This is a genomic window from Bradyrhizobium sp. PUT101 (assembly GCF_052043945.1).
Classification (GTDB): domain Bacteria; phylum Pseudomonadota; class Alphaproteobacteria; order Rhizobiales; family Xanthobacteraceae; genus Bradyrhizobium.
The window spans coordinates 6,668,150-6,687,992 of sequence record NZ_CP197207.1; the positions used below are offsets into that span (position 1 = coordinate 6,668,150).

The following is a 19,843-nucleotide window of genomic DNA, read 5'->3' on the forward strand; positions in this document are numbered from 1 at the left end:
TGCGGCGACGATGTCGGTCGCTATTTCTGCTGAATTCGATTCAGGTAATCGATCACGGCGAGAATGCGAGTCCGCACGACGACCTCCGGGTTTTGCTGCGGCCCGGCCTTTTGCCAATAAGTGGGATCGACGGCGTGAGGCAGGCTGACGATGGGGTTGAACCGTTCTCCCCAGATCGGCATTTCACGCGTGCCGTGAGCCGGGACTGATTTCGACCCATATATGGTCTCGTAAACGGCGTTGGTGGGAAACACCCCGTTGTTGTTCTTGGCCAACATGGTCAGGTCGGAAGGCGGTGTCTTGAGCTGGCCGCCGACCGGTCCTTTGCCCTTTGCGTCGGCGCCATGACAACTCGCGCATGAAGACTGAAACTCCGCCTTCCCGATGTCGACTTCTTCGGCCTTGGCGGCAGCAGCGAAACCAGCGGCAAGACCGGCAATGATCAACCATTCGATAGCAGATCTCATCATCTCGCCTCCGAGGCCGGCAGGGAAGACTCCTGCTCCTAGCCGTTTTGCCCTTTAGACAGTTTGACGCACATCAAGACCGCACAGCCAGAACTGAAGCGCGCACATGGCCTTGCGCGGTCGCTCGCTCGCCGACGTGACGTCGTCAGTTCTCCATGGCCTCATAAATCAGCTGCTTGACGGTCCTTTGGATGCGCTGGCGCTCCGAGGGAGTCTGCTCGAGCAAGACGAAGAACATGTCCTGCTTGGGGTCGATCACGAAATAGCAGCCGCTGGCGCCGTCCCATTTCAGTTCGCCCAGATTGCCCGGCGGCGGCGGTTTGGCGTTGCCCGGATCGGTGCGTACGGCGAGGCCGAGCCCAAAGCCGAAGCCGTCTCCCGGAAAGTAGAAGAAGTCCCGCTCGACGCCCGACCCGGGCCCGACCTGATCCGTCGTCAGCAGCTTGAACGCCTTGGGGCTGAGAATGGTCTTGCCCTCGTAGGTGCCGCCATTGAGCAGCATCTGAGCGAAGCGGGCGTAGTCCGCCATCGTCGAGACCATGCCGCCACTGGCGTACATCATCTTCTTCGGCTTGGTCGGGTCGTTTTCGCGTCCCACCCGGAAATCGCTGTCGTTCGGCATCGGCTTGGCGAGCAGCTTCTGCTTTTCGGGGTCGCCGACGAAGAAGCCCGTGTCCTTCATACCGAGCGGATCGAGCAGCTTTTCCCTCTCGACCTCCATCAGGGACTTCCCGGACGCGATTTCCATGATCCGCGCCAGGATGTCGGTGGAATGGCCATACTGCCAGAGCGCGCCGGGTTGATTGTGCAGCGGCAGTTTTGCGATCCGCTCGGCGAACTCGGCGAGGTCGAAATCACCGGCATAGATGTCGGCAGCCTTGTAGGCCTTGCGGACCAGGCTGTCGCCGTAGAAGCCGTAGGTGACGCCGGAGGTCTGACGCATCAGGTCGAGCACCGTCGGCGGCCGGTTCGGCGGCACCAGTTCGAGCGTCTTGGTACCGTCGCTGGCTGCCTTCTCGACGCCGACCTTCACATTTGCGAACGACGGAATGTATTTTGCGATCGGGTCGTCGAGGGAGAACTTGCCCTCATCGATCATCTGCACGGCAACCACGCTGGTGATGGCCTTGGTCATCGAGAACAGGCGGAAGATGGTGTGGTCGGTGATCGGAGCCTTCGAACTCCACGTCCTGCACGCCGAAGGATTGGTGATAGACCGGCTTGCCGTGCTGTTGGATGAGCAGGATCGCTCCGGGAATTTTCCCCGTCGCCACTTCGTTGCGGAAGAACTCGTCGAGTTTTGCCAGCTTGTCCTTGTTGAAATGTGCTCCCGCGGGAATCTCAAAAGTCCCTTCGGCCCGGGCCGAAGCTGCTGCGGCCGCAACGAGCAGCGCGCCACAGGCCATCATCCGCAACGCCTGGAATGGTTTCATCAACCCCCTCCCGATTCCTCCCGAGTGTAGCCTCCCGCTCAACCGGCACAAGGGGCATCAATTTGCAGGGAGCGCCAGCACGCAGGCGGGAAGGCGCCTGCCGCGCCGCCGTCGGATACCGTTTTGCACTCACCCGATGGCGGTCTCTCAGGACGAGGCTAAGGACGGCCACAGGGAAGTCGCGTTCGAATGCGATAGCCCTGCCCAAGCGGGGGAGGCTCGTCGAGCCCGCGGCTCACATCAACCCGGCTCAAAGCCATTGCGTCCAGCCTATTGATTGATCTCGGGCTCGACGAGCTTGGCCAGATTCCGCAGCGATTCCTGCCAGCCGAGATAGCAGGCCTCCGGCGGGATGACATCCGGAATGCCCGACTGCGTGATGTCGATTTCGGTTCCGACCGAGACCTTCTTCAGGATCACGGTCACCTCGATCAGGCCGGGCAGATTGGGATCGTCGAACTTGTCGGTATAGCGGATGCGTTCGCCGGGGACGAGCTCGACATATTCGCCACCGAACGAATGGCCGTTGCCCGTGGTGAAATTCCGGAATGACATTCTGAACGTGCCCCCGACCTTGGGCTCGAAATGATGCACGGCGCAGGTGAAGCCGTTTGGCGGAAGCCATTTCGCCATCGCATCGGCCTCCAGGAAGGCGCGATAGACTTTCTCCGGGCTGGTGGCCAGGACGCGGTGCAGGCGGATGGTATTGGGCATGTTTCTTGTTCCTCACGAATTGATGGCTCCGGCGCGCGCGTCCGTTGCCCATTCATGTCCCGAGGACGAACGAGGCTCGGCCGGCCCGACATGGTAGCTTGGATTTTTTGATGGCTTTTGTCGGGAGCGCTGGCGGCAGATGGTCTGGCGCGAGCCGGCTAGACAGCCGCCACTCGACCGGCGTCATCGTGAACGCCCGTCACTTCGTGATGACGTGCTTCGTCGGCGTCACTGCCCGCGGCGGTGCGGCCGGCGAGATCGCAAAGGTCACCCACGCGTTCCAGCCTTCGGGGCGATTTTCGGCGGCAAATTCCTTGTATCCCTTAAAGTTGAGATAGCCCTGTTTGTCGCCGATTGGAAAGATGAATCCGATCTGTGGGCCGACCCCGCCCACCCTCGAGCGGAAACAGCCGACGCGATCGCCGGATCCGCTGTCGCACCCGAGTTGCTGGTAGAAATACCCGACGAGCCCCACCTGCACCTGCTTGCTCAGGAACTGGGAGGCGCCCCAGTCGAAGTGCATGTCGACACCGCTTTGGTACTGCGTGTCGGTGTTCTTGAAATTGTAGGTGAAGCCAAGCACGCCGGACAGTTCATGTCCGGTCTGCGGATTGAAATAGGTGTAGCCGCCGCCCGCGTCGATCGCGCCATGCCCGAGCCCGATGTTGGCGAGCCGGGACGACTGGTAGGCTCCGACCGGGATGTCACCGGTGATGTAGGTCATGTAGTTGTGGACACCGGCATTCCAGCGCAGCGCGAATTGCGGGATCAGGTCGCCAAAGCCGGTCACGGAATCGCTGATGGAATCGGAGCGCGAGAAGGGAATAGAGCCCAGCGGCGTTGCGAGCGTACCCGTCACCAATCCGTTGAGCGTGGTGGTGTTTGCACCGTAGATTCCCATCAGGGTGGCCGAGGCCTGGCCGCCCAGCACCGGTGTTGCAAAGACGTAGGTCGCGTTCAACAGGCCTAGATCCACATTCGCGTTGAGGTTCGCGTTCAACGTGGCCGTCAAGTTTGCGGGGATGCGGCCGATCTGGATTTCGCGTGCGCGCGCCACGTCGCCGCCGGCGGACACCGAGGTGTGATAGTAGATCGCAGCCGTCGTCCAGCCCGGTTGCTGAGGTGTCGCGGCAAGGCTGCCGAACATGCCGGGAATCCAGAAGCTGATGCCGCTTTCATCGGCCAAGGCTATCGCCGGTATCGATGCAAAGGCCGCAAATGCAATGCCGGCAAACGCCTTCGTCACTCGCATGGTGACCCCTCCCGAAACACCAGATCAGCTTCCTGGGCGCGCCTGATTTGCTGCTGATAGTATGATCCAGGCGAGGGGCAGGCCATAGCTTCCGTTGCGCCGGGAATATTCGGCAGTCAGATGTGGTAACGGAACAACACTGCAGCGTTATGATACCAACGGGCATTGAGATGCGCTCCCGGGAATTTTCGGACGCCGCTCCTCTGTCTCCAACATCTCCGCTTCTGATCCGTCATCTTGATCTGTTGATCCATATCAAGCCTTTTTCTGGCCGTTGGAAAATGATGGCGCCTCATTTGAAGGGAGGAATTGCGATGAGCACTGCCCGATCCTTTTTTCTTGTCGCATTTTCACTGACCTTTGCGATTTCGGCGCCAGCATTGGCACAACAAGTCCAACAAGCTGCGCCGCCGCCCGGATCGCCTGCGGCGACCATCACTATTCCCGGCGATCAGCTGCCGCCGCCTCCGCAGAAATTCGGCGGTAAGATCGAGCGCGATGCGCGCAATTCGACACCTTTCTGGCCCTCGCGCGTGGTGCCGCCGAAGGGCGCACCAAACGTGCTGCTCATCATCACCGATGATGCCGGCTACGGCGTGCCAAGCACGTTCGGCGGCGTCATTCCAACGCCTGCACTCGACCGCATCGCGCAAGGCGGATTGCGCTATACCAATTTCCATTCAACGGCGCTGTGCTCGCCGACGCGCGCCGCGCTGATCACCGGACGCAATCATCATTCCGCCGGCTACGGCGTGATTGCCGAGCAGGCAACCGGTTACCCCGGTTACGACAGCATCATCACCAGGGACAAGGCCACGATCGGCCGCATCCTGACCGACAACGGCTATCATACGGCATGGTTCGGCAAGAACCACAACACGCCGGAATACCAGGCGAGCCAGGCCGGCCCATTCGACCAGTGGCCGACCGGCATGGGCTTTCAATATTTCTACGGCTTCATGGGTGGCGATACCAATCAGTGGGAGCCCGGCAATCTCGTTCGCAACACCACGGCAATCTATCCCTACCAAGGAAATCCCGGCTGGAATCTGGTGACGGCGATGGCGGACGACGCCATTGACTATGTGAACCGCATGAACGCGCTGTCGCCCGACACCCCGTTCTTCATCAAGTTCGCGCCCGGCGCGACGCATGCGCCGCATCATCCGACCAAGGAGTGGGTGAAGAAGATCGGCGACATGCACCTGTTCGACCAGGGCTGGAACAAGCTGCGCGAGACAATCTTCGACAACCAGAAGAAGCTCGGCGTCATCCCGCAGAACGCCAAGCTCACGCCGTGGCCGAAGGACCTGATCAAGGAGTGGGACCAGCTTTCCGCCGACGAGAAGAAGCTGTTTATCCGTCAGGCGGAGGTGTTCGCCGCTTTTGCCGCCTACGCCGACGACGAAATCGGCCGGGTGATCCAGTCGATCGACGATCTCGGCAAGCTCGACAACACCCTGATCATCTACATTGAAGGCGACAACGGCACCAGCGCCGAAGGGCAGCCGAACGGCACGCCCAACGAAGTGGCGATGTTCAACCAGATCAACCCGTCGGTCGAGGAGCAGCTCAAGTACTTCTACGACGTCTGGGGCACCGAGCGTACCTACAACCACATGTCGATCGGCTGGGCCTGGGCCTTTGACACGCCGTTCTCCTGGACCAAGCAGATTGTCTCCCATTTCGGCGGCACGCGCCAGGGTATGGCGATCTCCTGGCCGGCGGTGATCAAGGACAAGGGCGGCATCCGCAGCCAGTTCCACCACGTCATCGACGTCGTGCCGACCGTCCTCGAGGCCGCGAAGATCAAGCAGCCGGACATCGTCGACGGTATCAAGCAGAGTCCGATCGAGGGCGTCAGCATGATTTATACGTTCGACGCCAACAATGAGAACGCGCCGTCGACCCACAAGATCCAGTACTTCGAAATGTTTGCGGATCGCGCGATCTACAATGACGGCTGGATCGCCTCGACCAAGGTGTTGCGGCCGCCGTGGGTGACTGGAGGCGTCAAGCTGCCAAGCCCTGCCGATTACCCTTGGGAGCTTTATGACCTGAAGAACGACTGGACGCAGGCCGAGGACGTCGCCGCCAGGTATCCTGACAAGTTGAAGGAGCTGCAGGCGCTGTTCTGGAAGGAAGCCGAGAAGTATCAGGTGCTGCCGCTCGACAGCTCAATGGCTACCAGGATCATTACGCCGCGCCCGAGCCTCAGCGCCGGCCGGACAAGCTTCGTCTGGACGCGACCGCTCACCGGCACGCCGAACGGCGACGCGCCGAGCCTGCTCAATGCGTCCTATGTCTTCAAGGCGGACGTCGAGATTCCGCAGGGCGGTGCCGAGGGCATGCTGATCACCCAGGGCGGCCGTTTCGGCGGGTATGGGTTCTATGTCCTCAAGAACAAGCCCGTCTTTACCTGGAACCTCGTTGACCTCAAGCGCGTGCGCTGGGAGGGGGCGGAGCTCACGCCGGGCAAGCACGTGATCGAGTTTGCCTTCACGTATGACGGTCTCGGCACAGCGACCATGCTGTTCGGCGACTACAGCGGCATCGGAAAGGGCGGCACCGGCACATTGAAGGTCGACGGCAATGTGGTGGCGACGGAGAAGATGGAGCACACGCTTCCCTTCATCCTGCAATGGGACGAAGCACTGGACATCGGTTCAGACACCGGCACGACGGTCGACGACAACGACTACCAGGCACCGTTTGCCTTCACCGGCAAGATCAACAGGATCGCCCTGGACATCGACCGACCCAAGCTGAGCCCGGCTGATATCAAGCGGATGGAGGAAGCCGCGCGTGCGGCAGGCGACGGCCCGTCTGCGGATGCCGGAAAAGTTGCCTCGGCGGTACCCCAGGTCTCCAGTAGTATCGGCCTCAATCTGGTCGAGAAGATCCAGTTGCGGATCGACAAGCGCGAGGGTTGCCGCAAGAATGCCGAGGCAAAGGGACTTGGCATGGTGGACCGGGTCAAGTTCGTTCAGGAATGTGTTCGCCGATAGTTCGGCGCGACACCGACGGGAAGCCAACCGGCTTCCCGTCGGCCAAATGCACGCGATGCGCGATCGGAGAAGCTCATGACAAACGGCCGTTGGATCTTCCTTTCAGCGCTTGCACTGATCGACGCCCTGACTGTCGGCCGCGCTGCGGCGCAGGGCGCGGAGACGGTGCAGGACATGCTCGCCGCACAGATCCGGTCGCAGGGGTTTACGTGTGACAAGGCGCTCGGCGCGACGAAGGACACCGCGCGCTCGAGGGCCGATCATGCGGTCTGGGTGCTCAGATGCAGCAATGCAAGCTATCGGGTGAGCCGCGCGCCGGACATGGCCGCCAAGGTCGAACCGCTGCGGTGACGCCGCGCGCGGTACCGCATCGAACGGCGGCAACATGCAAAGCGTAACCGATCTGATCCCAATCACACCTTCGATCGACGAACTTGGCCGCATCATCGCCAATGTCGCTGCTCCGGCATTTCTGCTCGGCGCGGTCGGTGCGTTCATCTCGGTCGTGATCTCACGGGTTAACCGAGCGATCGACCGCTCGCAGTTCATCAACGGCATTCCCGCAGGCGATTCTGCAAGAGTCTTCCTGAAAGGCGATCTGCCGCGGCTTCGGGAAAGGGCGCGGCTTCTGAACCGGTCGCTGGTCTGCTCCGTCGTCGCAGCGATCCTCACGGCGCTCATCATCTTCGTTGCATTCATCTGCGCGCTCCTGCAAATCGCACACGAACACGGCGTGGCGATCCTGTTCATGGTGGCCATGCTGATGTTCAGCGCCGCCCTCGTCGATCTGGCGTGCGAAACCAGAATTGCGCTTCACGATAATGACCTTCACGTGTAAGCCGAGTGGCGGAACGGCTGGAGCGGTAAGCAGACGTGACACGAGGCTCGCGAAAGAACCGCAAGGGCGACAAGCTCGGCAAGGCGCCAGCGCCCGAACCAGTGCAGTCCGGGCCGCGGCCGCTGCAAGTCCCTCACGGCGCTACGAGGCGCTGGATCCTCGGCGCGAGCGCAGTTGTTGCCGCGATCGCCGGCGGACTGCTGTGGTTCGAACCATCGAAGGCTCCCGTCCAGACGTCAGCGCCTGCCGAACGGGCCTTCGTCGGGAGCGAATCCTGTGCTGGCTGTCACGAAGCGGAAGCAAGGCTCTGGCGGACCTCGCAGCACCGCCGCGCCATGGATCACGCGACGGCGCAGTCCGTGCGCGGCGATTTTAACGACGCGACTTTCGACTACGCCGGCACCCGCTCGCGCTTCTTTCGCAAGAAAGACAAGTTCCTGGTCGAGACCGATGGGCCTGACGGCAAGCTCGCAACCTTCGAGGTGAAATACACATTCGGCATCGACCCGCTGCAGCAATATCTGATCCAATTCCCGGATGGCCGCGTCCAGGCTCTGTCCATCGCCTGGGACACGCGGCCGAAACAGCAGGGCGGTCAGCGCTGGTTTCATCTCTACCCGGACAACGCCGTCACCAGCAGCGATTCCCTGCACTGGACGAAGTTGAACCAGAACTGGAATTTCATGTGTGCGGAGTGCCATTCGACGAACGTGAACAAGGGCTACAATGCCGACCGGGACAGCTTCGCGACCACCTTTTCCGAGATCAGCGTCGGCTGTGAGGCGTGCCACGGTGCTGGCTCGCGCCACGTCACCTGGGCTCGTACCATCCCGGCGGCGCGCGGCCCTGACGATGGCCTGCAGGTGCGCTTCGACGAGCGCACCGGCATCACCTGGGCCGCATCCGCGGGCAAATTGACGCCGGTACGCAGCGCGCCGCCACCTGGCTTGCGCAAGGAGGTCGAGACCTGCGGGCGCTGCCACGCGCGCCGCGGGCAGCTATCGGAAAACTGGATACCGGGCCGACCGCTCTCTGACACACACCGCGTATCGCTGCTCGACCGACACCGCTTTTATGCCGACGGCCAGATGCGCGACGACGAGGAGACCTACAATTATGCGCCGTTCAAACAGAGCAGGATGTTCGCCAAGGGCGTGACCTGCAGCGACTGCCACGACCCGCACAGCGCAACGTTGAAGGCGCCCGGAGACGGCGTTTGTTCGCAGTGCCATACGCCCGCCAAATATGAGTCCGCGGCGCACCGGCACCACGCCCATGTCTCGCCGCCGCTGGGCTGTCCGGCCTGCCATATGCCGGAGCGCCGCTACATGATCCTCGATCGCCGCCACGACCACGGCTTCCGCGTTCCGCGTCCCGATCTCTCGGAGCAGACGGGCGCACCGAATGCGTGCAACGACTGTCATCGCGACAAGCCAGCGGCCTGGGCAGCGCATCAGATCGAGGGTTGGTTCGGGCCGGAGCGGCGGGGCCACCAGACCTATGCGCGTGCGTTTCATGCTGCGTGGAGCGAGGCTGCCGACGCGCATGCGCAGCTCGCCGCAATCGCCGAATCGGCCAGCGTTCCCGGGATCGTCCGGGCCAGCGCGCTGGCGGAGCTTCCCGAACCAATTCTTGATCTGATCCGGCATGGGCTTTCCGATTCCGATCCGCTCGTGAGGCTCGGTGTGCTCGATCGGCTCGAAGGAGCGCCCGCCGATCAGCTCTGGCCGCTCGCCTCGCCGCGGCTGGGCGATGCCGTGCGTGGTGTGCGCATTCGCGCCGCCGAACTTCTGGCCGCCGTGCCTCCAGCGCGCCAGCCAGCGGCCGATCGTGACCAGTTCGCGCGCGCGGCTGCCGAATTCGTCGATGCGCAGAAGCTGAATGCTGATCGGCCGGATTCGCGAACGGCGCTTGCCAACTTCTTCCTGCGCCAGGCCAATCCCGGCGCGGCGGAAGCCGAATACCGCGCCGCCCTCAGGCTCGATCCCTCGTTTGCGGCGGCCGCCGTCAACTTGTCCGACCTGTACCGGCAACTCGGACGCGACAGTGACGGCGAGAAAATCCTGCGAGAAGCGCTTTCCGCGTCGGGGCAGGACGCATCTCTCCACCACGCGCTTGGTCTGACACTCGTGCGCCAGAAGCGCAGCGAGGAGGCCCTCGACGAGCTGCGTCGGGCTGCCTCTCTTGACCCCGGCCAAATGCGGTACGCCTACGTCTATGCTGTAGGACTGAACGGGATCGGTCGGCGTGACGATGCACTTTCTGTGCTGAACCAGAGCCTGCGGGGTCATCCGAACAATCTGGAGCTGCTTTCAGCCGCTTTGAACGTCAGCAGGGAGAAGGGAGACATCGCGGCCGCGCTGGGTTATGCCGAGCGACTGGCGCTCCTCCGGCCTGACGATCCACGGTTGGCGAACCTCATCAGAGAGCTCAAGCGTTAAAGCATGATCCGGAAAAGTGCGCAGCGGTTTTCCGAAAAGATCATGCTTAAACAACGACCTAAAGCGCGATGACGATTCATCCTCATCGCATCGCGCTTTAGTTGTGCCAGGAAGAGCCGCCCGCGCTGTCGGGCTTTCGCCGAAGGCAGGCGGCGGCTGGCCTTACTTCGATGTCAAATCGCCGCCACGTCCTGTGGCGTCATCGTGAACGCCAGCCGGTAGCGGCCCTCCGTCGGATGATTCTGAGCGCCCGCCGCATGAAGCACCGATGACGCCAACTGCGCGATCACGGCACGCTCGACGGCATCGGCGTCGTAACCCGACAGCAGCACGATCCAGTCGGCGGCGCCGTCCTTTCCCCGGGTCTGCTGTTCCGTGGTGGGCGAACTCGTCTTCGGTGTATCGGTCAGGAGGAGGTGAGCGCCCGTCAGTCCCGGTTTCGACGCAAGGGCGCCGAGCGTATCGAGGAGGTACGCCTGCAGCTCTGCATCGCGTCCAGCTTGCGGCGAAAGCCTGATGGTGGCCAGCGAGCTTGCGATGCCACCGCCAAAGCTCTTGACGATCCGGCACTGGCTGCGGACCATGCCGAGATGATGCGGCATCATCGTCCTCGACCACGGCGTCGGCGCGTTGAGCCGGTCGAGATATTCCTGCGACGTGAGCACCTCGTATTGCTCGAGCTCGTAGAGCACGAAGAAGCCCTCGGCATCCGTCGTGCTGCTCCAGCGCGATCCCCGCCGGAAGCCGGGAATGCTCATCCGCTCCGGAAAGTGCTCATGCGAGTGCCAATCGCCGAACTCGTCGCGCTGATCGGCGCGAACGCTCCACCACATCGCGACGGCGGCCTTGCCGAGCAGTGACATGCTGACCTCCTTTTTTGCGGGCAGTTTGCCTCAACGCCAACAGCGGCGGCAAGGTGTTTGCGCTCGACGAGCTGAGCCACAATTCCGCTATTGTTCTCGTCCAACTCACGAGCGAAAGCGGCCTTGCGGCTGGCGCAAACTCGCGGTCGAGCGATGGTCCCGCCGCATTGTCAGGAGATGTGTGATGCTCGGCGCGAAAGAAGGGGAGATCAAATCAATCCCCTCACAAGAAAAATCCTCGGCTTGCGCGGCAACGCAGGAATGGACCAGCCAGGATGCCTGGGCGGTCTATCAGCTTCCCTTCAACGATCTGCTGTTCCGTTCACAATCCGTGCATCGCGAGCATTTTGACCCAAATCGCGTGCAGTTGAGTCGGCTGCTGAACATCAAGACCGGCGGTTGCCCGGAAGACTGCGGCTATTGCAGCCAGTCGTCGCATCATTCAACAGCTGTTGCGGCCTCCAAGCTGATGGAGGTCGAGAAGATCGTCGCCGAGGCGCGCAAAGCCAAGGAGAGTGGCGCGACGCGCTATTGCATGGGAGCGGCCTGGCGTAATCCGAAGCCGCGCGATATGGATGCCATCGTCGAGGTCGTCGGTGCCGTGAAGCAGCTTGGGCTCGAGACCTGCATGACGCTCGGCATGCTCGACCGCGGGCAGGCCGACCGGCTGAGCGCGGCCGGGCTCGACTACTACAATCACAATATCGATACATCGGAGCGCTACTATCCGAGCGTCATCTCCACCCGCACATTCGCCGATCGTCTCGATACGCTTTCGCATGTCCACGAGGCCGGCATGAAAGTGTGCTGCGGCGGCATCCTCGGCATGGGTGAGAGCGAACAGGACCGCGTCGACATGCTGGTCACGCTCGCCAACCTCCCGAAAGCGCCGGAGAGCGTGCCGATCAACATGCTGATCCCAATTGCGGGAACGCCGATGGCGAAGGCGCCGCCGATCGGTCCGATCGAGTTCGTGCGCATCGTCGCCCTGGCGCGCATCATGATGCCGGCCTCATTCGTGCGGCTCTCGGCAGGACGCTCGGCCATGACCGACGAGATGCAGGCGCTGTGCTTCTTTGCCGGCGCAAACTCGATCTTCGTCGGCGACACGCTGCTGACGGCGGGCAATCCGCAGGACGAGACCGATCGAAAGCTGTTCCGCCGGCTCGGGCTGGAAGCTCTTTGAGGCATCGTCCTTGTGGAAAGGCCCGGAGCGCCATTCTCGATTGCGCGTGGCCGTTGTCCGTTCGAGATCGACGCCAGACAAAGGAACGACAGCCGAAGCCTCTTTTGGATCAGTTCATACTACCCCTGTTTTGCCCGACGCGTCGAAGATATTTCTGTTAAAAAGAAATGTCTTTGCGACCAAGGGGTTGGCTACTGTGCATGGGGTTGTTTTTCCTTGTTTTCGTTGATGCGTCTGTCAGCGCCGCCTTCCCAAGCAAAAAGGGCCGCCCCTTCGGGCGGCCCTTTCGTCTCGTTCAATGCGAGCACGCTTACTCCGCGGCCTGCTTCTGCGGCGGGTCGAGCGCACCGGACTTGTGGATCTCGGCGACCTGGTGGTCGCTGAAGCCCAGCACCGAACGCAGGATCTCGTCGGTGTGCTCGCCGAGCAGCGGGGAGCGCTGCACGTCGCTCGGGCTATCCGACAGCTTGATCGGATTGCCGACCGAAACGTACTTGCCGCGGGTGGGGTGGTCGACCTCGACCACCGTGCCGGTCGCGCGCAGCGACTGGTCCTCGGCGATCTCCTTCATCGACAGGATCGGGCCGCAGGGGATGTCGTCCTTGTTGAGGATCTCCATCGCCTCGAACTTGGACTTGGTCATCGTCCACTGCTCGATCCGGCCGAAGATCTCGTTCAGGCGCGGCAGGCGGGCTGCCGGCTTGGCGTAATTCGGATCGGTCTTCCAGGTGGGCTCACCGATCACGTCGCAGATCTTCTCCCAGACCGGAGCCTGGGTGATGAAGTAGATGTAGGCGTTGGGATCGGTCTCCCAGCCCTTGCACTTCAGGATGCGGCCGGGCTGACCGCCGCCGGAATCGTTGCCGGCGCGCGGCACGGCATCGCCGAACGGCACGCCTTCACCGAACTGGCTGTACTCCCTGAGCGGCCCGTGGGCGAGGCGCTGCTGGTCGCGCAGCTTGACGCGGCAGAGGTTGAGCACGCCGTCCTGCATCGCGGCGGTGACGCGCTGGCCCTTGCCGGTGTGGGTGCGATGATAGAGCGCGGTGACGATGCCGAGCGCCAGATGCAGGCCGGTGCCGGAATCGCCGATCTGCGCGCCGGTGACGAGCGGCACGCCGTCGCGGAAGCCGGTGGTGGAGGCGGCGCCGCCGGTGCACTGCGCGACGTTCTCATAGACCTTGCAGTCTTCGTACGGTCCGGGGCCAAAGCCCTTGATCGAGGCGACGATCATCTTCGGGTTGATCGCTTGAATCTTCTCCCAGGGGAAGCCCATGCGGTCGAGCACGCCGGGGCCGAAGTTCTCGACCAGCACGTCGCACTGCTTGATCAACTCGGTGAGGACTTCCTTGCCCTTGGGGTTCTTGGTGTCGAGCGTGATCGAGCGCTTGTTGTGGTTGAGCATGGTGAAATACAGGCTGTCCACGTTCGGGATGTCCTGCAGCTGGCCGCGGGTGATGTCACCCACGCCCGGACGCTCCACCTTGATCACGTCGGCGCCGAACCAGGCCAGCAGCTGCGTGCAGGTCGGTCCTGATTGAACGTGGGTGAAGTCGAGAATGCGAACGCCCGTGAGCGCTTTGGTCATCGTGTTGCTCCGTACTCTTTGTCTGCCCCTGCACCCGGCAGGGAGTAAAGGGTTGAGGGGTGGACTTACTTCTTCTTCTGCAGAACGCTCTGGGGATTGAGGTTGCCGATACGGCCGCTCTCCGAGCCTGCGGCCGGATCGATCACCGCGTTGATGAGCGTCGGCTTGCCGGACTTCATCGCCTCGTTCACGGCGCGCTTGAGCTCGTCCGGCGAGGTCGCGTTGACGCCGACGCCGCCGAAGGCTTCCATCATCTTGTCGTAGCGCGCGCCCTTGACGAACACCGTGGTCGCCGGGTCGGCGTTGGCGCTGTTGACGTCGGTGCCGCGATAGATGCCGTCATTGTTGAAGATGACGACGCAGATCGGAAGGTTGTAGCGGCAGATGGTCTCGATCTCCATGCCGGAGAAGCCGAAGGCCGAGTCGCCTTCCACTGCGAGCACGGGATGGCCGGTCTCGAGCGCGGCCGCGATCGCCTGGCCCATGCCGATGCCCATCACGCCCCAGGTGCCGACGTCGAGCCGCTTGCGCGGGCGGTACATGTCGATGACGCCGCGGGCGAGGTCGAGCGTGTTGGCGCCTTCGTTGACCAGGATCGCCTCGGGGTTCTCCTTGATGACGTTCTTCAGCACGCCGAGCGCACCGTGATAGTCCATCGGCGATTTGTTGTTCATGAGCTTCGGCGCCATCTTGGCGACGTTCTCTTCGCGCTTGGCCGACACGGCCTTGGTCCATTCGGCGGGCGGGGCGGTCCAGCCCGACGCAAGCGCCTGGTTGAACGCGGAGACGACCGAGCCGATGTCGCCGACGACGGGCGCGACGATCTCGACGTTGGAGTCCATCTCCTTCGGCTCGATGTCGACCTGGATGAACTTCTTCGGCGCTTCGCCCCAGCTCTTGCCCTTGCCGTGCGACAACAGCCAGTTCAGCCGCGCGCCGATCAGCATCACGACGTCGGAGTCCTTCAGCACCGTCGAGCGGGCCGCGCCGGCGCACTGCGGATGGGTGTCGGGGAGGAGGCCCTTGGCCATGCTCATGGGCAGGAACGGCACGCCGCTCTTCTCGACGAAAGTCTTGATCTCCTCGTCGGCCTGCGCGTAGGCCGCGCCCTTGCCGAGGATGATGAGCGGGCGCTTCGCGCTCTTGAGCACGTCGAGCGCGCGCTTCACCGAAGCAGGCGAGGGGATCTGCGCGGGCGCCGCGTCGATCACCTTGACCAGCGACTTCTGGCCAGCCTCGGCGTTCATCACCTGGCCGAACAGTTTTGCCGGCAGGTCGAGATAGACACCGCCCGGACGGCCCGAGACCGCGGCGCGGATGGCGCGCGCGAAACCGATGCCGATGTCCTGGGCGTGCAGCACGCGATAGGCCGCCTTGCACAGCGGCTTTGCGATCGCGAGCTGGTCCATCTCCTCGTAGTCGCCCTGCTGCAGGTCGACGATCTCGCGCTCGGAGGAGCCCGAGACCAGGATCATCGGGTAGCAGTTGGTGGTGGCATGTGCGAGCGCGGTGAGACCGTTGAGGAAGCCGGGCGCCGACACCGTGAGGCAGACGCCGGGCTTTTTGGTGAGATAGCCGGCAATGCCTGCGGCATAGCCGGCGTTCTGCTCGTGGCGGAAGGAGATCACGCGAATGCCGGCGGCCTGCGCCATGCGGCCCAAATCCGTGATCGGGATGCCCGGCACATTATAGATGGTGTTGATGCCGTTCAGCTTGAGCGCGTCGATGACGAGATGAAAACCATCCGTCAGTTCCTGCTCGGTGCCCGGTGCTTCGGACTTGGTCGCGGTATTCAGCATGGGCCTTGTCTCCCTGGTCTCAGTACTGGGGCGAGTGCTTCGCCCTTCTGGTGAACGTTTGCTAGGTCAATTGCTACGTGAACAGTTCCTGGCCGTGCGCTTCGACGTAAGCGGCGAGGCCGAGGGTGTGATCGCGGGCGCGCTTCTCGGCAAGCTCGGTGTCGCGCGCTTCCAGCGCTTCGATGATGCCGAGATGCTCGGGCAGCGACGTCGCGGTGCGGTCCTTGCGTCCGATGGTCAGCTGGCGATAGCCGCGCACGTGCAGCAGGAGGTCGTTGGTGAGGTCGACCAGCACGGGCGATTCCGACAGCGAGATCAGCGCCTGGTGGAAGGCGATGTTGGCGCGCGAATACTCCTCGACGTGATCCTCGGGCATGCGGTCCTTGCCGAAATCCTTGAAGAAGTCGCGCAGCGCCGTGATGTCCTTCTTGCGTGCGGTGGTGGTGATGAGGCGCGCGGCCATGCTCTCCAGCGCCGCCCAGGCGCGGATCATGTCGACGATCTCGCTCTTGGTCCTTCGCACCACCATGATGCCGCGGCGCGGTACCGTCTTTACGAATCCGTCCTGCTCGAGCATCGCGATCGCTTCGCGGATCGGCGTGCGGCTGACGCCGAGCCGTTCGGACAGCGCGCGCTCGTCGAGCATCACCGGCTCGGGCGTCGAGTAGATGTCCATCTTGAGGATGGCTTCCTTCAAGGCGTCATACGCCTTGTTCTTGAAGCTGCTCTCCGGGGCAATACGAACGATTGCGATGTCTGCCTCGGCCATGTTCGGCAACGCCTTGGTTGGTTTGCGTAGTGACACGACGAATCTCCTCCAGTGGGAGTCGTCTTTTACAGGAATATTAACGGGAAAGTTTTTGGCATACCACATGCCAGAATGTCAAGCTGACGATTTTTTGCGGCGTTCTAAGACATCCGCCAGCTTGACAAGTTGGCTTCTGGCATACCAAATGCCATCGCCAGCCATTTTTGATCCAAGCCGGCGGAGTAACCTCGGGCTTATGCCACTCCGTTCCGCCGCATGGAACAGAGCGCGGCGAATGGCAAGCATCACGGGCAGCCGCTAACCACGCGCGCGCTTTGAAAAGAACGAACTCAGGTCAAGGGAGATGCCACATGTCCAATTCCAAAGAAGCCGTCCGTAAGGTGCTTGACCAGGTCAAGGCGGACAACCGCACCAGCCTGACGGCGCCGGAGGGCAAGCTGGTCTGCGACGCCTACGGCATTCCGGTGCCGAAGGAGGGCGTGGCAAAGTCGGCAGGCGAGGCCGGCAAGATGGCTTCGTCCATGGGCTTCCCGGTCGTGATGAAGATCGTCTCGCCGGACATTCTCCACAAGACCGAAGCCGGCGGCGTCATCGTCGGTCTCAAGACCACCGAAGAGGCCGAGAAGGCCTACGAGACCATTCTTTCCAACGCCAAGAAATATAAGTCCGATGCCAAGATCGAGGGCGTCCAGGTGCAGCAGATGCTGGCGGGCGGCACCGAGGTCATCGTCGGCTCGATCACCGACGGCTCGTTCGGCAAGCTGGTCGCCTTCGGCCTCGGCGGCGTGCTGGTCGAGGTGTTGAAAGACATCACCTTCCGCCTCGCGCCCGCGACCAAGGAAGACGCGCTCTCGATGCTCGACGGCATCCAGGCGCATGAGATTTTGAAGGGCGTGCGCGGCGGCGAGCCGGTGAACCGCAACGCCCTCGCCGACGTCATCGTCAAGGTCTCGCAGCTCGTCACCGATTTCCCCGAAATCGTCGAGCTCGACCTCAACCCGGTGTTCGCGACGCCGAAGGACGCGACCGCCGCGGATGTGCGCATCGTCGTCGACTTCGCCTACAAGCCGAAGCCCAAGCCGCGTCCGACCGAAGAGATCGTCGCAGCGATGAACCGCATCATGCAGCCGAAGGCGGTCGCCGTGGTCGGCGCCTCCGCCGAGGACGGCAAGATCGGCAACTCCGTGATGAAGAACCTCATCAACGGCGGCTACAAGGGCGAGATCTATCCGATCCATCCCAAGGCCGCCGAGATCCTCGGCTACAAGGCGTACAAGAGCGTCAAGGACGTGCCCGGCGTGATCGACGTCGCGGTGTTCGCGATCCCCGCCAAGTTCGTGGCTGCGGCGCTCACCGAGTGCGGCGAGAAGAAGATCCCGGGCGCGGTGCTGATCCCGTCGGGCTTCGCCGAAGCCGGCGCGCCGGAGCTGCAGGCCGAGATCGTCGAGGTCGGCAAGAAGTACGACATCCGCCTGATGGGGCCGAACATCTACGGCTTCTACTATACGCCCGCCAATCTCTGCGCGACCTTCTGTACCGCTTACGACGTCAAGGGCCACGCAGCGCTGTCGTCGCAGTCGGGCGGCATCGGCATGGCCATCATCGGCTTCTCGCGCTCAGCGAAGATGGGCGTCTCGGCGATCGTCGGCCTCGGCAACAAGTCCGATATCGACGAGGACGATCTGCTCGCCTTCTTCGAGCAGGATCCCAACACCAACCTGATCGCGCAGCACTGCGAAGACCTCAAGGACGGCCGCGCCTTTGCAGAAGCCGCAAAGCGCGTCTCCAAGAAGAAGCCGGTGGTCGTGCTTAAGGCCGGTCGCACCTCGGCCGGTGCCAAGGCTGCATCCTCGCACACCGGCGCGCTCGCCGGTAACGATCGCATCTATGAGGACGTGTTCAAGCAGTCCGGCGTGATCCGCGCTCGCTCCCTGCGCCAGCTGCTCGAATTCGCCCGTGGCGTGCCGGTGCTGCCGACGCCGAAGGGCGAGAACGTGCTGATCATCACCGGGGCCGGCGGCTCGGGTGTGCTGCTCTCGGACTCCTGCGTCGACAACGGCCTGTCGCTGATGTCGATGCCGCCGGATCTCGATGCGGCCTTCCGCAAGTTCATCCCGCCGTTCGGTGCGGCCGGAAATCCTGTGGACATCACCGGCGGCGAGCCGCCGATCACCTACGTCAACACGGTGAAGCTCGGCCTATCCGACGAGCGCATCCACGCGCTGATCCTCGGCTACTGGCACACCATCGTCACCCCGCCGATGGTGTTCGCCCGCAACATGGTCGAGGTGAAGAAGGAGATGGAGGCCAAGGGCTTCGTGAAACCCATGGTCGCCTCGCTCGCCGGCGACGTCGAGGTCGAGGAAGCCGCGGAATATCTCTACCAGAACGGAATCCCAGCCTACGCCTACTCGACCGAGCTGCCGGTCGAGGTCCTCGGCGCCAAGTACAAGTGGGCGCGCGGGGCAGGGCTGCTCTGAGGCGTTGACGCCGCTTCGGCAGTCCGAAGCGGCGCCTTGCAGGGTAAGTCGTTCCGGGGCGATGCGCAGCATCGAACCCGGAACCTCGAGATTCCGGGTCTGGTCCTTCGGACCATCCCGGAATGACGAATTCCAAAGCGGCAGGTCGCGATGAGCAAGAACGTGATCCGGCGCAAATCGCTTGAGCCCAAGTCGGTCGCGGAAGCCGATCACGAGGGCCGCGACGGTGGCGTGCAGTCCGTTGACCGCGCGCTGTCGATCATCGAGACGCTGGCCGAGGACGACGAAGGTTATCGCCTCAGCGATCTCGCGATCCGCACCGGCCTGTCGGCGTCCACCGTGCACCGACTGCTCGCAACGCTCGAAAGCCGCCGCTTCGTGCAATTCGACCGTGCCGAATCCAAATGGCATGTCGGCGTGCGCAGCTTCACCGTCGGCGCCAGCTTCGCGCGGCGGCGCAATTTCTCCGCGCAGGCGATTCCATACCTCCGCAAGCTGCGCGATCTCACCCGCGAGACGGCCAATCTCGCCGTGGTCGACGATGAGTTCATCATCGTGCTGACCCGCATGGAAAGCCGCGAGATCATGCGCTCGCTGACCAAGGTCGGCGGCCGCGTTCCCATGGTGACCTCCGGCGTCGGCAAGGCCGTGCTCGCGACTTATTCGGACGAGGAAGTCGGCGCCGTCATCCGCCATCACGGCATGCCTCGCCTGACCGAGAAGTCGATCGTTCGGCCGAGCGACCTGTTCAAGGAACTCGAAAAGATCCGCAAGCAGGGCTACGCCCTCGACGATGAAGAGGCCTGCATGGGCCTGCGCTGCGTTGCGGCGGTCGTCTATGACGACCGCGCCGAGCCGCTCGCGGCGATTTCAGTCTCAGGCATGACCGGCCGGCTGACCGATCAGCGGTTGCCGGAGATCGGGCAAATCATCCGGGATGTCGCTGCCGAACTGACGGCCGCGCTTGGCGGGGCGATCCCGGAGCCTCGCTGACCAAAAGAAGCC

The 19,843-nt window shown here is 63.0% G+C and carries 14 protein-coding genes and 1 pseudogene; 7 read left to right on the forward strand and 8 right to left on the reverse strand.

Going from position 1 to position 19,843, the window contains the following annotated elements:
* Positions 1-20: 20 nt before the first annotated feature.
* The 4 genes and pseudogenes from ACSHT2_RS31775 to ACSHT2_RS31790 form a co-directional block, all read right to left on the reverse strand.
* Positions 21-470, reverse strand: a complete 450-nt coding sequence (locus ACSHT2_RS31775; RefSeq protein WP_440638867.1) for a c-type cytochrome — start codon at positions 468-470, stop codon at positions 21-23.
* Between the two features lie 142 nt (positions 471-612).
* Positions 613-1,876: pseudogene (locus ACSHT2_RS31780) on the reverse strand (serine hydrolase domain-containing protein).
* Between the two features lie 294 nt (positions 1,877-2,170).
* Entirely contained in the window at positions 2,171-2,614 is a 444-nt protein-coding gene (locus tag ACSHT2_RS31785; RefSeq protein WP_440638869.1) for an SRPBCC family protein, read from the reverse strand.
* Positions 2,615-2,813: 199 nt separating this feature from the next.
* A complete protein-coding gene (locus ACSHT2_RS31790; RefSeq protein ID WP_440638870.1) occupies positions 2,814-3,866 on the reverse strand; it encodes a SphA family protein in 1,053 nt (350 codons plus the stop codon).
* A gap of 314 nt (positions 3,867-4,180) precedes the next feature.
* Here ACSHT2_RS31790 and ACSHT2_RS31795 point away from each other — a divergent pair, with 314 nt between their 5' ends.
* The 4 genes from ACSHT2_RS31795 to ACSHT2_RS31810 all read left to right on the forward strand — a co-directional run bounded on the left by ACSHT2_RS31795 (position 4,181) and on the right by ACSHT2_RS31810 (position 10,153).
* On the forward strand, positions 4,181-6,874 hold the full coding sequence (locus ACSHT2_RS31795; protein WP_440638872.1) for an arylsulfatase: 2,694 nt from the start codon (positions 4,181-4,183) through the stop codon (positions 6,872-6,874).
* 75 nt (positions 6,875-6,949) lie between these two features.
* Positions 6,950-7,225, forward strand: a complete 276-nt coding sequence (locus ACSHT2_RS31800) for a hypothetical protein (RefSeq protein ID WP_440638874.1) — start codon at positions 6,950-6,952, stop codon at positions 7,223-7,225.
* A 34-nt stretch (positions 7,226-7,259) separates the two neighbouring features.
* Positions 7,260-7,712, forward strand: coding sequence for a DUF2721 domain-containing protein (locus ACSHT2_RS31805; RefSeq protein ID WP_440638875.1), 453 nt, complete (start codon positions 7,260-7,262; stop codon positions 7,710-7,712).
* Positions 7,713-8,047: 335 nt separating this feature from the next.
* Positions 8,048-10,153: a tetratricopeptide repeat protein gene (locus ACSHT2_RS31810; protein WP_440638876.1), complete on the forward strand. Its 2,106-nt coding sequence runs from the start codon at positions 8,048-8,050 to the stop codon at positions 10,151-10,153.
* A gap of 173 nt (positions 10,154-10,326) precedes the next feature.
* Here the strand turns inward: ACSHT2_RS31810 and ACSHT2_RS31815 are convergent, their stop codons facing one another.
* Positions 10,327-11,016, reverse strand: coding sequence for a hypothetical protein (locus ACSHT2_RS31815; protein ID WP_440638878.1), 690 nt, complete (start codon positions 11,014-11,016; stop codon positions 10,327-10,329).
* A 184-nt stretch (positions 11,017-11,200) separates the two neighbouring features.
* Between ACSHT2_RS31815 and bioB the strand changes: the two genes are divergently transcribed.
* Positions 11,201-12,202, forward strand: a complete 1,002-nt coding sequence (bioB, locus tag ACSHT2_RS31820; protein ID WP_440642973.1) for a biotin synthase BioB — start codon at positions 11,201-11,203, stop codon at positions 12,200-12,202.
* A 310-nt stretch (positions 12,203-12,512) separates the two neighbouring features.
* On the opposite strand, the gene frc is transcribed toward bioB, so the two are convergent.
* From frc to ACSHT2_RS31835, 3 genes are all read right to left on the reverse strand, one after another.
* The gene (frc, locus tag ACSHT2_RS31825) at positions 12,513-13,790 is read right to left on the reverse strand and encodes a formyl-CoA transferase (RefSeq protein WP_440638879.1); all 1,278 of its coding nucleotides are present in this window, start codon (positions 13,788-13,790) and stop codon (positions 12,513-12,515) included.
* Between the two features lie 65 nt (positions 13,791-13,855).
* Entirely contained in the window at positions 13,856-15,589 is a 1,734-nt protein-coding gene (gene oxc, locus ACSHT2_RS31830; RefSeq protein WP_440638880.1) for an oxalyl-CoA decarboxylase, read from the reverse strand.
* Positions 15,590-15,662: 73 nt separating this feature from the next.
* Positions 15,663-16,358, reverse strand: coding sequence for a GntR family transcriptional regulator (locus tag ACSHT2_RS31835; RefSeq protein WP_440642974.1), 696 nt, complete (start codon positions 16,356-16,358; stop codon positions 15,663-15,665).
* Positions 16,359-16,708: 350 nt separating this feature from the next.
* Between ACSHT2_RS31835 and ACSHT2_RS31840 the strand changes: the two genes are divergently transcribed.
* The gene (locus ACSHT2_RS31840; protein WP_440638881.1) at positions 16,709-18,838 is read left to right on the forward strand and encodes an acetate--CoA ligase family protein; all 2,130 of its coding nucleotides are present in this window, start codon (positions 16,709-16,711) and stop codon (positions 18,836-18,838) included.
* A 150-nt stretch (positions 18,839-18,988) separates the two neighbouring features.
* A complete protein-coding gene (locus ACSHT2_RS31845) occupies positions 18,989-19,831 on the forward strand; it encodes an IclR family transcriptional regulator (protein ID WP_440638882.1) in 843 nt (280 codons plus the stop codon).
* The last annotated feature ends 12 nt before the right edge of the window (positions 19,832-19,843 follow it).

What these genes read in the sequence shown, in the direction of transcription:
- ACSHT2_RS31805 (WP_440638875.1), top strand. Translation starts at nt 7,260, where the DNA reads ATGCAAAGCGTAACCGATCTGATCCCAATCACACCTTCGATCGACGAA.
- ACSHT2_RS31810 (WP_440638876.1), top strand. Translation starts at nt 8,048, where the DNA reads ATGGATCACGCGACGGCGCAGTCCGTGCGCGGCGATTTTAACGACGCG.
- frc (WP_440638879.1), bottom strand. Translation starts at nt 13,790, where the DNA reads ATGACCAAAGCGCTCACGGGCGTTCGCATTCTCGACTTCACCCACGTT.
- ACSHT2_RS31835 (WP_440642974.1), bottom strand. Translation starts at nt 16,358, where the DNA reads ATGGCCGAGGCAGACATCGCAATCGTTCGTATTGCCCCGGAGAGCAGC.
- ACSHT2_RS31775 (WP_440638867.1), bottom strand. Translation starts at nt 470, where the DNA reads ATGATGAGATCTGCTATCGAATGGTTGATCATTGCCGGTCTTGCCGCT.
- ACSHT2_RS31840 (WP_440638881.1), top strand. Translation starts at nt 16,709, where the DNA reads ATGTCCAATTCCAAAGAAGCCGTCCGTAAGGTGCTTGACCAGGTCAAG.
- ACSHT2_RS31800 (WP_440638874.1), top strand. Translation starts at nt 6,950, where the DNA reads ATGACAAACGGCCGTTGGATCTTCCTTTCAGCGCTTGCACTGATCGAC.
- ACSHT2_RS31795 (WP_440638872.1), top strand. Translation starts at nt 4,181, where the DNA reads ATGAGCACTGCCCGATCCTTTTTTCTTGTCGCATTTTCACTGACCTTT.
- ACSHT2_RS31790 (WP_440638870.1), bottom strand. Translation starts at nt 3,866, where the DNA reads ATGCGAGTGACGAAGGCGTTTGCCGGCATTGCATTTGCGGCCTTTGCA.
- ACSHT2_RS31815 (WP_440638878.1), bottom strand. Translation starts at nt 11,016, where the DNA reads ATGTCACTGCTCGGCAAGGCCGCCGTCGCGATGTGGTGGAGCGTTCGC.
- ACSHT2_RS31785 (WP_440638869.1), bottom strand. Translation starts at nt 2,614, where the DNA reads ATGCCCAATACCATCCGCCTGCACCGCGTCCTGGCCACCAGCCCGGAG.
- ACSHT2_RS31845 (WP_440638882.1), top strand. Translation starts at nt 18,989, where the DNA reads ATGAGCAAGAACGTGATCCGGCGCAAATCGCTTGAGCCCAAGTCGGTC.
- oxc (WP_440638880.1), bottom strand. Translation starts at nt 15,589, where the DNA reads ATGCTGAATACCGCGACCAAGTCCGAAGCACCGGGCACCGAGCAGGAA.
- bioB (WP_440642973.1), top strand. Translation starts at nt 11,201, where the DNA reads ATGCTCGGCGCGAAAGAAGGGGAGATCAAATCAATCCCCTCACAAGAA.